General features: G+C 34.8%; 10 protein-coding genes and 1 pseudogene. 8 read left to right on the forward strand and 3 right to left on the reverse strand.

Features of this window, described 5'->3' with window-relative positions; translation table 11 throughout:
- Window positions 1-26: 26 nt before the first annotated feature.
- The 5 genes and pseudogenes from HRK21_RS06340 to HRK21_RS06360 all read left to right on the forward strand — a co-directional run bounded on the left by HRK21_RS06340 (window position 27) and on the right by HRK21_RS06360 (window position 3,790).
- On the forward strand, window positions 27-1,466 hold the full coding sequence (locus tag HRK21_RS06340; RefSeq protein ID WP_070006366.1) for an LXG domain-containing protein: 1,440 nt from the start codon (window positions 27-29) through the stop codon (window positions 1,464-1,466).
- 1 nt (window position 1,467) lies between these two features.
- Window positions 1,468-2,067, forward strand: a complete 600-nt coding sequence (locus tag HRK21_RS06345) for a hypothetical protein (RefSeq protein ID WP_070006367.1) — start codon at window positions 1,468-1,470, stop codon at window positions 2,065-2,067.
- A 341-nt stretch (window positions 2,068-2,408) separates the two neighbouring features.
- Window positions 2,409-2,807 (forward strand): hypothetical protein, encoded by a 399-nt coding sequence (locus HRK21_RS06350; RefSeq protein WP_070006368.1) that lies wholly within the window; start codon window positions 2,409-2,411, stop codon window positions 2,805-2,807.
- Window positions 2,808-2,990: 183 nt separating this feature from the next.
- Complete coding sequence (locus tag HRK21_RS06355) at window positions 2,991-3,335, forward strand: DUF7957 family protein (protein ID WP_070006369.1); 345 nt, start codon at window positions 2,991-2,993, stop codon at window positions 3,333-3,335.
- Between the two features lie 125 nt (window positions 3,336-3,460).
- Window positions 3,461-3,790 (forward strand): annotated as a pseudogene (locus HRK21_RS06360) (hypothetical protein).
- Window positions 3,791-3,826: 36 nt separating this feature from the next.
- Here the strand turns inward: HRK21_RS06360 and HRK21_RS14105 are convergent.
- The 3 genes from HRK21_RS14105 to HRK21_RS06375 form a co-directional block, all read right to left on the reverse strand.
- The gene (locus HRK21_RS14105; RefSeq protein ID WP_070006370.1) at window positions 3,827-4,330 is read right to left on the reverse strand and encodes a TM2 domain-containing protein; all 504 of its coding nucleotides are present in this window, start codon (window positions 4,328-4,330) and stop codon (window positions 3,827-3,829) included.
- Between the two features lie 171 nt (window positions 4,331-4,501).
- Entirely contained in the window at window positions 4,502-4,870 is a 369-nt protein-coding gene (locus tag HRK21_RS06370) for a MerR family transcriptional regulator (RefSeq protein ID WP_070006371.1), read from the reverse strand.
- A gap of 55 nt (window positions 4,871-4,925) precedes the next feature.
- The gene (locus tag HRK21_RS06375; protein ID WP_070006372.1) at window positions 4,926-5,909 is read right to left on the reverse strand and encodes an aldo/keto reductase; all 984 of its coding nucleotides are present in this window, start codon (window positions 5,907-5,909) and stop codon (window positions 4,926-4,928) included.
- A gap of 456 nt (window positions 5,910-6,365) precedes the next feature.
- Between HRK21_RS06375 and HRK21_RS06380 the strand changes: the two genes are divergently transcribed.
- From HRK21_RS06380 to HRK21_RS06390, 3 genes are all read left to right on the forward strand, one after another.
- Complete coding sequence (locus tag HRK21_RS06380) at window positions 6,366-7,025, forward strand: cyclic nucleotide-binding domain-containing protein (RefSeq protein WP_003740105.1); 660 nt, start codon at window positions 6,366-6,368, stop codon at window positions 7,023-7,025.
- Between the two features lie 112 nt (window positions 7,026-7,137).
- Window positions 7,138-12,978 (forward strand): ATP phosphoribosyltransferase regulatory subunit, encoded by a 5,841-nt coding sequence (locus HRK21_RS06385; protein ID WP_070006373.1) that lies wholly within the window; start codon window positions 7,138-7,140, stop codon window positions 12,976-12,978.
- Window positions 12,975-15,254: a hypothetical protein gene (locus tag HRK21_RS06390; protein ID WP_070006374.1), complete on the forward strand. Its 2,280-nt coding sequence runs from the start codon at window positions 12,975-12,977 to the stop codon at window positions 15,252-15,254. Before HRK21_RS06385 ends, HRK21_RS06390 begins: the two co-directional genes overlap by 4 nt.
- The last annotated feature ends 49 nt before the right edge of the window (window positions 15,255-15,303 follow it).

The following is a 15,303-nucleotide window of genomic DNA, read 5'->3' on the forward strand; positions in this document are numbered from 1 at the left end:
CATGATGTGCAAAAGGAGTTGTTTCAGTGAGTAGAATTGACATCGGAGAAATACAAGCCTTTTTATACCAATTACGTGCAGCCAATGAATCGGGAAGGAAAACTATCCAATCTATCAAAACGGCCGTGACAAAGTATGTGGGAGATAATAGTTTAAAAGGGAAAGCAGTTGATGCATCGAAAACTTATTATCAAATGACTTATTTCCCTCTCTGTGATGCAATAATCGAAGCTATGGACGAAAGTGAAGAACGGTTGGGGCAGTACATCCAAGATTTTCATGCCGAAGTTGATAGCTCACCAGATGCCAAAATCGATGCGGACGGTTTATATGAACTGGGTAAAATGATTGACCGAATAGAAAGCAAAAAAGAAGCTTTAGCACAGCGAATGAATAGTGGGACAGAAGGACAAATGCAGAATTACCGTTCCCAGTTAGCTATTGCGTATAAACAGGAAAATATTCTCGAAAAATATTTGTCATTTGAACAAAGCCATGCTAACTTTTTTGACCATTTGATTGATTTGGTTCAAGCGGTTCAGCAGACTATCCGCGAACTTCAGTCTAATATCCAGTTCAACAGCCAAACAGGCACTTACGATTTAAGTAAACTGAATAGTGCTACAGTGAGTCGAATGCAACAAGCATTGAATAAATCACGAGGTATCAAAGAAGACATTATAAAAGAACTACGGGACTACACAGTGCTTGCAGTGGTATATTTAGATAGTAATGGAAAAGAACAAGTCATGTGGTTATTAGAACGAGACGGCGTAGGGATAGAGAATGCGGAACTCAAAGCCTATTTAACAGAAAATGGAAAATACTTAAACCCAGAAGACTACACGATTATTACGAATGAAGAATTAAACAAGAAAATCAACCAATCTTGGCGAGATGGTGTTTATTATCTAAATGGTAATAAGTATGATGGCTTAACTGGCGGCGTCTTATCTACCTCGGCATATGTTGAAGCTGGAAAAGGATATATAGATAAAAGCGGGTTGGCGGATGTTGTGCTGGGGCTTGGGTTGAGTACGGCTGCGATTAGAGGGAGTAATACGTTTGGTAAGAAACAAAGTGTAGCTAACGTTCCAAATAGTTCGAAAAATAGCGCACAGTATCAAAAATATAAGAATGAGTTAATGAAGGGTGACACACTAGAAAACTCCAAACCCATTATATTTGGGTCTGATTTAAAAGATTCCAAGGTGGTTTCCGCGCTAACTAAAAATGGAGGTTCCATGTCAGATTGGGCAAAAATGGAATCAACATATAGTTATGAAACCTCAATGGGAAGAGGAAAGATTCACTTCTATAAAAACTTAAAAACTGGTGAGATTAATTTTTATGATGTGAAAATGAAAGTGCCTATCCCTAAAGATCTTAAAATTAGAAACCAACTTACCGATGATTTTTGGATTGTAGATTTAGATAATAATTTCATACCAAAAGGAGTTAGATAATATGATTGTAAAAGTAATTACTAACAAGGCAAATAGAGATATTACCATTAATAAACTTTATCCAGTTATTATAAAAAAAGATGATGAAATTAGGATAGTTGATGATTTTGGTGGATTATCAATATATGAGCTTAAAGACTTTCAAGTTTTTAAAGAAAATATCAGTTCATACAAAAAGAATAATAATTGTATTGTTTATAAGTCGGTGGATTATCCAAGTTTTTTAGAAAACTATTATAATGATGACAAAAAAGCTTTGAACGCGTTAACTTATAGTTTGCTAAACATATTTGAAGAGGATTTAAATTCAGAGGAACTAGTTGAATTAATTACATCAGAAGAATATTCGAATGATGAAAAAATGGTATTTGTTGAAACGATAGAAAATAAAATAACTGATAGCTCTGTCAAAATATTAGCCAAGTATTTTCAAAATAAGCAGGATATAGAACCAGAATTTTTGTTGTCTATATGTAAACTTCTATCTAAATATCAAATTCAAGAAGTTTATGATTTATTTTTAAAGTATATTAGCGATGATACAATTAATAATGATGCTGTGCAAAACATAATTGTTGAGTATTTCAATAATTATAATTAAAAATTTTGCTTTCACGAAAGAAATTAGGGAATTGTAAACAAATAATAGTGATAAACTTGAGAGACTAATTAAAGTGGATTTTAGCTTCTTCGCTCATTGAATCGATTCACAATCGTGGGATAGAAAATAAATTGTAAGAAGCAAAGTATTATTTGCTTTTCGATTAGCAAGAAATTACCTAATTTATAAAGTTGCTTTAGTAATCTCTGACTATCTAAAATTTAAATGATAATACGTATGAAATCAAGGCTATTAAAGAATTAATAAATGGAAATTATGTGATTAAGTCAACAAATTAAAGAGAACCTAATTAAAAGTTAGTATACTAGGAAGTGCTCATTATGAATAAAACTACTCAAATGAATAGCGAAATTTTCCAAATAAATTTAGAGAAAACTTTAAAAGAGATAATGGTGGCAAAAGGGCTTCAAATTGATAAAATCAGATTTGTGATAGTTCCCGTAGAAGAAAAAGGGAAGATGTTAGATGGTAGTGATGAAATGATGAAACGATTAGTTTTGACTAAAGAAAATATAGGTAATAAACAATTAGTACTAAAAGATGTTGTAGATGTTGTAGGTGGATTATTCCCTAAAACTACTATTTGGATAAATGTTTCTTTTTTAGAAATGAACGGAGAAAAAGCTATTTTTAAGTTGGAAACAAGTTTGCGCTTTAGAAAGCCGACATTATTAAGAAATGCTGAAACAGGGCACACACCATTTAAAGCGATAACTTAATTTGAATAATTTTTAAATGAAGATGAGTGAAAATTGGCTAAAGGTACTTTCTCATGAGAGAAATATATCAAGTGAACTGTCCACAAGAGAATATAAGACCTTTTTAGAGGATATGATGTTGAGGTAGTTAAGCTGATAGATTTGCTAAAGAAAGAATCAAACACAAAGATGAGGAAAAAGCTTATGACGAAGATAAATCATATGAATAATAAATTAATTTTTGAAAACCAAGAATACACATTTGAGTATCCAATACAGACTTTGAGAGAAGATAAAAATTATGTATATGTTTTATTAGATATACCAGCCAAACAAGAATATACGTTTGATGATTTTCATAATATTTATGCTTTTTCTTATACGGGTGAACGGAAATGGCAAATAGGAGAGAGACCCGTTGGAGATAATGATGTTTATACTTTGATTAATGTAAAAGAAGGAGTACTTTACGCTACAGATTTTAGCGGAAGAAAATATAAAGTTTGTGAAAAAAATGGAATTCCTGAAAAAATGGAAATTGTAAAATAAAAAATACATTTTACTGTTTCGTTCAGAATCATTGCAACCCATATTTGAAAATGAGCTAAATGTCTTAGCAATGTTTTTATGAAATCCCAAACAGAAAAACCAACCTTCACTCAACAGGAGCTAACATGAAAAAACTAAAACAGCTAACTAATCAATTATTTACATCAATTATCCTCCTAATCACCATGCTATTTTATCATACCCCCAACACTTGCGATAGCTGATGGAAGTAAAGTGAGTTTTTATGAATATATATATGGGGGGCCTTTTAAGATGGCTAACTGTAATTAAGTACATCAGAGAAGAAAGGTGCATTTTTGGAGATGTTTTTCTTGGAGAATGAAGGTATAAGTATCCAATGGCTCAACCTAACAATAAACTTCCTCCTAGTTTTCCTTGTAATAATAATTATCTTCTCCCTAGTAAAAAAGAGTTACAATAAAAAGAACACCTAAAAAAAGACAACCTATAACAGGTTGCCTTTTTTTATATTATTGAATGAGAATTTCGTTATCATCATTCGCTTTTTTAAATATAGCAACAATTCCTTCTATAAATGATACTATGGAAGGAATACCAGTCCAGCAAAATACTATGTAAAGAACGCCTTGACCGTTTTTTCCTGCTAAAAATTTATGTGCGCCGAATGTTCCAAGTAAAAGAGCTAAAGCGACATAAACCCATTTATTAACTAGTTTTCCTTCGTTTTGTCCTGAAAACCGAATTTCTGTGATGACGGTTTGAGTTTGCTCTTGTTTTTGTTCTTGAGCCTGCTCTTGGTTTTGAGAGGTATTGTTAACGATATTAATGTTAGGATTTTCACTAGTTTTTTCGACTTTTTTATTAACAATTAGTTCTTCCCCGTGTTTATAAACTTCGACTTCATCTCCAGTATCTGGACTAAATGTAAAACAATCTAATAAAACGTCAATTGTTTCCCCATTATCCTTTAGTACTATTGCAGAATCATTTTCAATTTTAATGACCTTTGCCATATTCATTCTCTCCCTTTCTCTATATGCAGTTGTAAATTGTCTTTTATTGTACATGAGAAAAATTTACTATTTAATGTTATCATAAAACGTTAGTAAAAGGCATATGCAAAGAGAAAAAAATTAAATTATTTTTGTAGGAATGTATTTTTAAAACAAGAAACTTAAGGATAGCTAAACATCCCGCTTCGCCATCTTCTCCTCATAAATCCCAATCTTCCTAACCACTGTATCCAAATTCTTCTGCAAGTTTTCAATCTCTTGCTCCAAAACAACCTTCTTTTCTTTCAACATATTCAATCGTTTGGAAATGGTGCTGTCGCCTGCTGCGCGCCAAATAGTGTATTGCTTTAATTCTTCTATTGATAATCCGGCGCCTTTTAAATGTAGTAAAAATTTCAACCAATTGGCGTCTTCTTCGCTGTAAGTACGCAAGTTATTTTTGTTGCGTTCAGGGGTTATTAATCCTTCTTTTTCGTAAAATCTCAGGGTGCTACTGGGGATGTCAACTAGTTCGGAAAATTCACCGATGGAAAAGGACATCTTATCACCTCATCTGTGTATTTTTCATAAGGATACCACTTTTCATATGAAATAACTATTTTCCGATGCGTTTATTTTCGGCGGCTGAGTACCTGTCACCAACTATTTCAATCTGAGATAAAGCAGTCGCTATTTTTTGTCGTGCTACTTCATCAAAATGAATTTTAGTGGCGGCGATATTTTCCTTTATTCTACTTTGTCTTGTTGTTCCGGGAATGGGTACAATCCATGGTTTTTGGTCGAGAATCCAGGCGATGGCAAGCTGGGCAGTCGTGATATTTTGCTCGTCGGCTATTTCTTTCAAGAAATCAAGCAGAACTTGGTTGGCTTTCATGGCTTCTTTTTGGAATCTTGGTAGACCGCCACGGTTGTCATTTTCAGTGAAATTAGCATTGATATCAAGTTTGCCAGATAAATAGCCTCGGCCGAGAGGGCTATATGCGACAAGCCCGATGCCAAGTTCTTCTAAAACCGGAAATATTTCTTGTTCGGCTTCTCGCCACCAAATGGAGTATTCACTCTCCACCGTTGCTAGAGGTTCTACTTTGTGAGCTCGGCGGATGGTTTTAGCGTTTGCCTCGGAAAGCCCCCAGTGCAGAATTTTTCCATCTTTCTTTAGCTGCTGGATAGTCCCGGCAACTTCTTCAATTGGGATAGTAGGATCAATTCTATGAATGTAATACAAATCAATGTAATCAGTTTTTAAGCGTTTCAGCGATCCTTCCACTGCCGCTTTGAGACTTTCTGGGCGACTATCAACCTCGTTATTTAAGCCATCGATTTTAAAGCCACCTTTAGTTGCAATTTGAACATGCTTTCTTTTGCCGAACAAAGCTTCCCCGACAAGTTCTTCGTTCGTATAAGGACCGTAAACCTCGGCGGTGTCGAACATTGTAATGCCAGAATACATTGCAGCGCGAACGACTTCAATCATTTCATTGCGATTTTTCGCCGGACCACGATGATAATTGAGCCCCATACAACCAAATCCGAGTTCTGACGTAACTAAGCCGGTATTGCCTAATTGTCTCTTTTCCATAAGAATGCACTCCTTTTAAAATTGGATTGTTAAAATCTCAAATTTAGCTTATCAATTGAAGTTAACTTTAAGTCAAATAATAACACTCAGATTTAAAGTAATAAGAGCTGCAAAATTGGAGATTAAAAAAAACAATAAGACTAATGGTTCTAGGTCTATATACTCGGTAAAGAGTAATAAAAGAAGCAAATATCCAAAAATTAAATCGAATTTCGCTTCTTTTTTAGTTATTTTACGGTTGTTTTAGGAAAATGTTTTCTACTTGTTTTTTTGTATAAGTAAGATTTATCAATGATTTTAACGATTTTCCACAATTTAACCAAAAGATAAATGTTACGAAAAATTGTCGAAAATCGTGTATTTTCACGTAAATTAGGTGTAATTGCCTGTACGAAAATATTTTAATTTCTAAGATAATTAGTTTGTGATGGAATTTCAGAAAGGATGATTAGATATATGAAGTACATTGAATACCATGATTACATTAAAAGAGATGCTATTATTTACGCATATTTACTTGATAATTTTTCTTATGTTTGTAAACAAATTAAAGCGTGGGAAAGTATTACGTTAGATAGAGAACACGTATTATTAGTAAAGAGCGGGACTTTAATAGAAGAAAGTGACGGCAAGAAAAAAGGAATTGTACGCTGTTTTTTTGAAAAGAATCTCATTTTCCCAACTAGAAATCCAGTGGTATTGAAAGCTTTGGAAACATCTGAAATTTGTTTAATTAGCGCGGAAGGTGTATTTGGGAAATTAGAAGAAGATCAAATTTTATCCAACTTCTTTTTACAAATAGCAGAAAAAAATGAACAGGACCTTAAGAGACAAGCTCTACTTGGCACTGAGAATTCGAAAAACAAAGTTGTCTCTACTCTTAACTTTTTATTAGAAAATAATTTGTCTAATACCACATTACCGGTTTTTCCAGAGTGGCTTCAAATAAATATTCTGGCTAAGCTAGCGAATTGCTCCATTTCCACGATATCTTCTACTGTAAATGAATTACACAATAAAGGAATGCTGGACATTAAATCTTCCCCATGGAAACTTAAAGGACGCGAAATGAGACTTGAATACTTTGAAAGAGATGTTCAAAAAGTAGCGGACTAATTTAAAGGAAAACAAGGCAAAGATGTTTTCTAATGGTACAAGGCTTGAACTAATGAGTCAAGTTCTTTCCCAAGCATAAAAAATTTATACACAAAAGAGGTGGAAGTAGGACTTGAAGAAAAATATTTTAGTCGTAATTATTGTAGCTGTACTAGCTATTAGTGCAATTGTTTCTGCATTTTTTCTAATGAGAGATGATGCGTATGCTATTGAAACAGAAGGATTTACTTATAGCCCGAAAGGCAAATTAGTTACTTTTTCACCTGATGCGAAGTACAACGATGCCTGGCTCAATAATGAAAAGACCCTTTCAGACGGAAAAGAAGTAAAACCGATTAACTTGGCGAGAACATTATTTTTAAAGGATGGACGAATCCAATTTTTAGGTAAAAGTGTAGCTATTAAAAGCGCATCAGATTTAATCGAGATGCCTTCAAAAACATTTGTCACTGAAAGTAAAGGAACATACAAAGCAAGCGTTAGCAAAGACAAAACGATTGCGCAGCTTCCGAAAGGTACAGTAGTCAAACTTGCAGAAGGGCGCTACATTATTTTAGATAATTCCTATTTAAAAAATAAAAAAGGACTTAACAAGAAATTACCAAAAAACGTTATTGTTTCCATTGATGAGAATAAGAAAGTTTTATTAATGGGCGAAAAAACGTTAGAGGAACTAGCGGGCGATGATGCCTATATTGAAATGGAAAATAATCATTACCAATTTGACTTGAAGAAGGAAATGTTAGTTAGTCAAAATAAAACCGAAGAAAATATTGATATTCGTTCGATTAAGGTTGAAATAGATGACAAAGCGGAGAAACGAAATCTAAAAACTACAAAAGAAACAACAGAAAAAAACACAACGGATGAAACAAAGAAGCAAGAAGATAAAAACAATGAACAAACAAAAACAGAAACAGAAACAAATCAAACATCAAATGGAAATGCAGCTAACACAGAAGCAGCAACGGGAGATGCTAGCGGTGGGAACACAGGTACAGCTGACAAAAACGGTGCAAACGAAAGCGGAACTACAAAGAATAATCAAAACACCACTGACGTGAGTAAAGCTAATGAAATCATCAAAAAGCTAAATGACGCTGAGAGTTTAAGCACATTCCAAGTACCGATTGTAGATGTAGAGTTGACTGTGAAGGGTCAGAAAGCCTCTGCAAAATTACAACTAACCGATTCTTCTAAGCGGCTGCAATCTTTAGAAGCGATTTTATATGACAGCGAAAATAAAGTTGTGAAAAAAGTAGCATTAAATTCATCGAAAGAAGATCAAAATTTTGCTTTTGATAGCTTGAAATACGGCGAAACATACCAAGTCGTGGTTCAAGGGAAGTACAAGTCCGCAAACGACAAAATTCAAGAGACGATTTTCTTCCGCCAAACAGTGGAAGCGAAACCTGTTGTATTGACGCCAAAAATAGTCGAACGTAGCCAAGATAGTTTGACAGCAGAGATAACTGCTACAGAATTATATGGAAACGTGGATGAATTAGTTCTAAGAATCAAAGAAAACAACAGTAACGCAACAACTTCTAAAACAGTCAAAGTCGATGCTAAAGCACTTACGAAAAATGGCAAAGCAGGAGTTAAATTTGATTCGTTAAACAGCAGCAAAGAATACATCATCGAAATGGAAAAATTAATAGTTGATGGTAAAGATGTAACAGATGAGAATTGGTATTTCATTGCATCAACACTAAAAGCAAAACCAACGATGACAGGAATAAATCTTTCTTACAGTACTGATAAAGGTGAATTCACAGCTGTGCCAATCAATTTAATTGATATAGATAGTTCTATTACTAGCATTCGTTATGTTGCCTATTTAGAAGAAGATTATAAAGCAAATGGTGAGAATGCGAAGGAGTATGCTTATTCTGTAGTTGATGCAAGTCAAAAGAAAACATCCGTAAAAGTTGGAAGAACGGTTGATATGAGCGATGGGAATTACGTTTTTGTGGCTTATATCTCCGGTAATAACAATCAATCTGACTTTACCTTTGCTACTCCGGCTTCTAATGCGGTAGTAGTTGGAATGAAAAGCATACCGACTGTAGAATTCTCTTTAAAAGAAGCAGAACAAGATAAATTAACAATCAATTATGAAGTTTTTGATGCTGATAATACAATACTTTATGACAATTTAACGCATCCAACTTTAAAACTTTATAAATCGAATGCGCAAGGTTTATATAGTGGCACTCCAGTTGCTACGGTTGATCTTCGGAATAAATCCGACATTACAAACTTACTCGAATATGATGGTTTAGAAAGTGAAACGTATTACGTAGTTGTAATGACAGCTTCTTATGATTTAGATGATGGCTCAGGGATTATGGTAGATAAGCTAATTGGTCAATCTAGCGTGTTCCAAACAACAGAAATAGCAAAAGTAAATGCCACATTTACAATGGAATCAGTTACGACTACGCAGGCAGAAATTAATATTAAACTCTCTGAGTCTGCGACAAAACTGAGTGCCGCAAACTTAAAAATCTATGATAAGAAAGATAATTCACTTTTAAAAACGATTCCTTTAAACAGCGACTTTGAGAAACTAATGAGCGCAGATGGAAAAACATATCTTTTTGACGACCTAGCTATTAATAAAGAATACTTGTTAAAAGTAGAGGATGGTTCTGATAGTGGGATGAACCAAGTGCCTGTAGAAGGCGAACTGGTCTTTAAAACAAAAAGAGAAACACCAATAACTGACAAAGTCCTTCTTGATTATCAACCGACGAAGATGAAAGTGGGCGGGTTAGCAGGTATTGAAGCCACAGAAAAACCAATGCTTGATGACTATAATGCAGTTAGTTCCATCACGTATAAAATCTATAAAGCAGATGACTTAAACACGCCACTTGTTGAACAAGAAGTTACAACAGTAGCTGAATTTGAAAAATATTCTTATTTCGATTTAACTAGCACTGAATTAGGGCGCGGTTTTGATTACATGATTAAAGCAGAAGTAATTTGGAATGATAATTATGAAGATCACCGTATTGAAATCAGTTCCGAAACAATTCAAATCAAAAAAGAAAAACCGTCTGTTGAATATGAAATTTTAAAAAGAACAGCGAGTGAAGTGAAACTCAATGTTTATGTGAAAGATATCGAAGGAACCATTATCCCTGGAAAACTAGAAATCACTAGTTCAACGGGTGGATCCGCACAACTTAAAAACGGAAAGAACACCGTAACATTGCCACTTTCAAGTGAGGGTGCGACAACGCTTAAAACAGTAGGCGATTACGTTATTACTAGTGGCGAACCTGCAGAATCAACTGTCTTTATGACGAAAAATTTGGTAGCGATGAATACAACTGCGCCACAAGCAAGTGCACAATTTGCACTCGATGAAACGGGGCGTTCATTGATTCTAACGCCTGAACCTAATGACATAGCGAAAAGTAGTGTAATGAAAACAACTTATAGTATTCAAGCAGAAAATAGTTCTAGTCCAGATTATTCAGTTGCTAGAATAGGTGACGAGCAGTTTGATGAACAAACTATCGATTTACCATTTGGAAATGTATGGTTTAACAATTCTTATCAGTTAGCGCTTGATATGAAAATGAACTATATGGAAAACAGAATTAATAATGAAAAGTTATTTGAAAACTATTATGTGTCACTTAATGATAATTCTGCTTTCGTAACTTCATCTAATGGCGGTTTATCAACAACTAAAAATGCAAATCGAGCAGATGTTTACCGAATTACGAAAGGACCAACTGATTCAGAAGGTAATATTGCGGGTGTTAAATTTAAAAACACTTGGACTGGAACTTACATTGCATATCGTGGTGGGGTTCTGATTAGTAATAGTGAAACTGCAGATCCATTTAACTTTAGACGTCAAGACGATGGAAGCTACGTAGCCGAACTAAATGGTCGTTATGTGAACTTTTCATCCGGTCTTGTTTCTACGGAAGCAGCTGGTTCGAAAATCGATCTTTACTCTGCACAAGAAGAGACTGGGAAAGTTTCACAATCAATTACTACAAAAGCTTTGATAGAGCCAAATATTACAGCTGAGGCGCTTAGTATTTATGATAAGCGAGTTAAGCTAGATGTTATTGGTGAAGATAAAGATAATACTATCGTTAAAAAAGATGGCGAAAATGAGCTGTTTGTTAATGCATACAAAGAGGATGGAACAACGCTAGTCAAGTCAGTTAGAATTGACGGCCTACCAACTCGAGATGTCTCTCTTACGGAGCTTTCACCGGATAAAAATTATGTTATTAAAGTGGAAGGAAAATATGATTTGTTAGACGGGGAAGGCGAGAAAGATAAAGTATATTATTCCGAAACAATCACTACTGAGAAAAGTCTTCCAAGCATGGCTTCAACAAGTTATTCATGGAATGCAGCTTACGGATTCAGAACTATCAAAGGAAATAACAACTTTATTGATGAAAGTAGCGTTTTGACAAATATCGAATATCGTTTATATGATGCTTCGACTATATCGTCTAATTTATCGGATCTAGTAGCACTGGAACAAGAATTAGGCACTAAGACGCCAGCAGCAACTTTTAATAATTTATCGAAAACGCCAGAATTTAATTTATATAATAATCTTGGCATCCAAAACTATGTTTCAGGAAAAACCTATGTCATTGCGGCCTTTATGAAAACAAGTCTAGCTAAGGCACCGATTTTCTTAAGCGATGCAAAATCAATTTTTATCACGCCACCAAAAACAGTTAGTGCACCGATTAAACTAGAAAGCGTTTCTACTAGAAAAGCAACGTTGAAATTCTCTTATAACGACCCAGATAGTTACTTTGTTGGCGGGACGAATAAGCAATTCCAATATGTATTAAAAGAAACGACATCTGGAAAAATAGTGAAGAATGGCTCTTTTATAGGTGGAAGTACAGCTAGTTGGCTGAACACATTTGACAACTTAGAGCCAGCAACAGGCTATACATTATCTATCAATACAAATTATGACAATTTGAATGGTGATGGGAGCCACCCATGGAGTACTAGTTTAAACTTTACGACGGATGATGAATACGTAAGTTCAAACTCACTGACAATTCAACTGGATGCAGCAACTAAAAACATCAAGTTTCAAGCGAAAGAATTGAGCCCTGGTTCCACAACTATTGAAAAAGTTCAAATAGAGTTCTATGAGTTGATTGATTATGGTGGTAACAATGAGCGAACCAGCTTAGTTGAAAGAAAAACAGTTACTCTACCAAGTTCGTATCCTGCCACAATTTCTGAAAACTTTAGTGTTGCAGGTAAGAAGCAGGATCAAAGTTTCCTAGGTAAAATGGTTGTTACTTATCGAACACCATTGAATGAAGTTAAAACCTATGAAAGAACATCGAACTTTGTCACCCTGCAAGAAGATATTGCTGCGAATTTAAAATCTTTTAGAAGTGTACGAGCTACTGATACGAATGTTTCTATAGAGCTAGATACGACAAAAGTGGATACAGAAGCAAAAGAAACTTACACATTTGAATTAAAAGATGAAGATGGCAAAGTGATGGATACAGAGGAAGTTAAGGCTAAGAATTTGGCCGAAACTGTTAATTTGTCTATGAAGCCAACGAGTAATTATGCAATAACTGTATTTAATCAAAAAGACCAACCAGTCGCTCTTTATCAAGGTAATAACGAAGAAAATAATCTAAAAGCCAATATCACTGACGACGGTTTTACGTTAATGGCTAATGACACCGCAGATGCAAAAACAAAACTGACGGTCACTATTGAGCCGAAAGAACTTTCCGCATGGGAAGAAGTGCAGTCATGGTTCGGCAAAGATTTCACGGAAACCAAAACAATCGAAAAACAAGAGCTAAATGACGGTGTGGAATTTGATGCAAATTATCATGATTCGAAAGTTACTGTGAAAGAAGCAGAATCAGGAAAAACTTTTGGGATTATCGAACTGGAGGCAAGTAAATGAAACCTACATGGAAAATAGGTGTAATCGTTGCAGCTGTTCCGTTAATCATTATTTCTGTAATCTTATGGGGATCTTTTAAAGAGGCAAGATATGATCTTGTCTCCCTCCCTAGTAATGGTGTGGTTCTAAATGATGAACAAGAAACATTGCAATTTCAAAAAGGGCACACACTTTATCGAAGCTGGAATGATGATCAATTAATCGCCAAAAATGATGAAGACGACACGCGCAATAAAATTATGCAAAGCACGATTCTTTATTTAGATAAAGATGCGTTAATGTTCACTAAAAGTGTGCCGGTCATTGATATAAATGGTGTTAGTACGAAGTTAAAAGGAAGACAAATCTATGAACCAAAAGGCACTTCCTATCAGTATAAAAACTCAGAAATCGCTGAAAAAAGTATTGTAAAGCTAGCCAATCGTCAATATTTCTTGAATGCAGAGGCAACTCTTTACCTTGGTGGAAAAGAAATTAAGAAAGTTTCCAAACCACTTCTTCTCATTGATAAAACCGGAAGTGTCACTATTTATGAAAATAAAAAGAAAAGCCGTTATTTAGGTCATATGACATTAAAAGTTAATGATGAGACAGTTTTAGATGCGAGTAATGAAACGTATACCATTGGTGAACGCAAAATCGATCTTGCTAGCTTCGGCGGAACAGATAATGAAAAAATCGTCGTGAAAAAAGACGAAAAAGACGCTGAAGATAAAAAGGCTGCTGAAGAAGAAAAGAAAGCATCTAGTGAGAAAACAGCTACAAATGATAAACAATCGAGCGGCGAAACCAGCGATAAAAATGAATCTGCAAGCAATGGTCTTAATGCCACGAAGAAATATGGCAATGAGATAAAAGCAGGTAGCGGCTCAGCTGACGCAGGAACTACAGGTAGTAAAAGTGGTTCAAGTGGAACTACGCAAAAAGACTTAGAAGAAATTGATAATTATGAAGCGGTTCTTAAGAAAATTGAAGAACTGAACAAAAAATTAGAACGAAATATACCGGTATTAAGGATTGGCTATATAGCACCGGGTGTAACAAGTGCGAAAGTCAGCTACAATTATTCGGATCCAAATAATACCTTGATTGGTGTAACAAAGATTAGTGTTGTAGATGAAAAAACTGGTAAAACTATCAATTCACATTATGCATCTGCTACAGATACAGAAGCTACACTAACTGGACTTTCACCTAATGGGAAATACCATCTTGAATTTACTTATCAATATGATTTAGGAACAGATAAAGGCATTCAAGAAGTGAACATGAAGAGCGACTCGTTCACTACCCAATCAGTATCAGCTATTTATCAAATGCAAAGTGTGACTAGCACATCTATCAAAGTAAATATTGCATTAGATGCACAAATAGAAGGCATTAAACGAGCTCGAATTAAAGTGAAAAAAGCGAATGGTGATTCTTTCTATATGAATGTTGGTACGAACTTTATTAACGGCAATGGAGAACTTCTAAATGTTACAGACTTAGCTCCGAGTAGCGCGTACCAATTCCAAACCATTATCGAAATGAAAAACGGTGAAACAATCGAATTGAATAACTCAGAAAAATACTACACAATGCAGGCAACTGTTTTAAGAAGTTTACGTGCTAATTTATCAGTAGACAAAGTTGTGCAAGTAGAATACGACTGGGCATCAACGGATTACACCTTAAATCAGGCAACGGTTGAGTTGAAGGATGAAGCTAAGTCCGAAGTAGATTACAAAATCGTTAATCAAGAAAAAGGAAGTATTCGTTTAGTACCGATTACTGATGAAGAAACAGTTGATTTAGAAGCTAAGTTAGTCCTTAAAACAACAAACAATGATACAAAAGAAAGTAAAACATTCGAATATCCGATTAAACAAGACATTCAGTACGATAAAGATGCGAAACTAACTATTTCACTAACACCGTTTCAAACAGAGGAAAATAGTACAGAAAAAGCAGAGGACCCTGAACAAGAAACAGCACGCAATGCAGGTATAGCAACGAAGATTGAAGAAGTTCTAGCCCCTCAAAATGCCACTTATGACATGATATTTTCGATGCAACGAAAAGCAGGCGAAACGTATCGCGTAGCATTTGAAAGACGTGCGGTTGGAACAAGTGATGGTTGGACTTCGTTTACTAACAAAGAACTGACGGCTGATGAAACTGGATTAGTAAGCCATATGGAAAGCATTTCGAGGATTGCGAAAGAAAATTTTGATTACCGTATTGCTGTTTATGATACGAAGGGCACGTTGCAACTGTATGTATATCAAGAATAGTAGAGGGGTACATTTTCTCAGTACCCCAATCTCATATAGAAGGTAGGAA

The organism is Listeria monocytogenes, from assembly GCF_013282665.1.
Classification (GTDB): domain Bacteria; phylum Bacillota; class Bacilli; order Lactobacillales; family Listeriaceae; genus Listeria; species Listeria monocytogenes_C.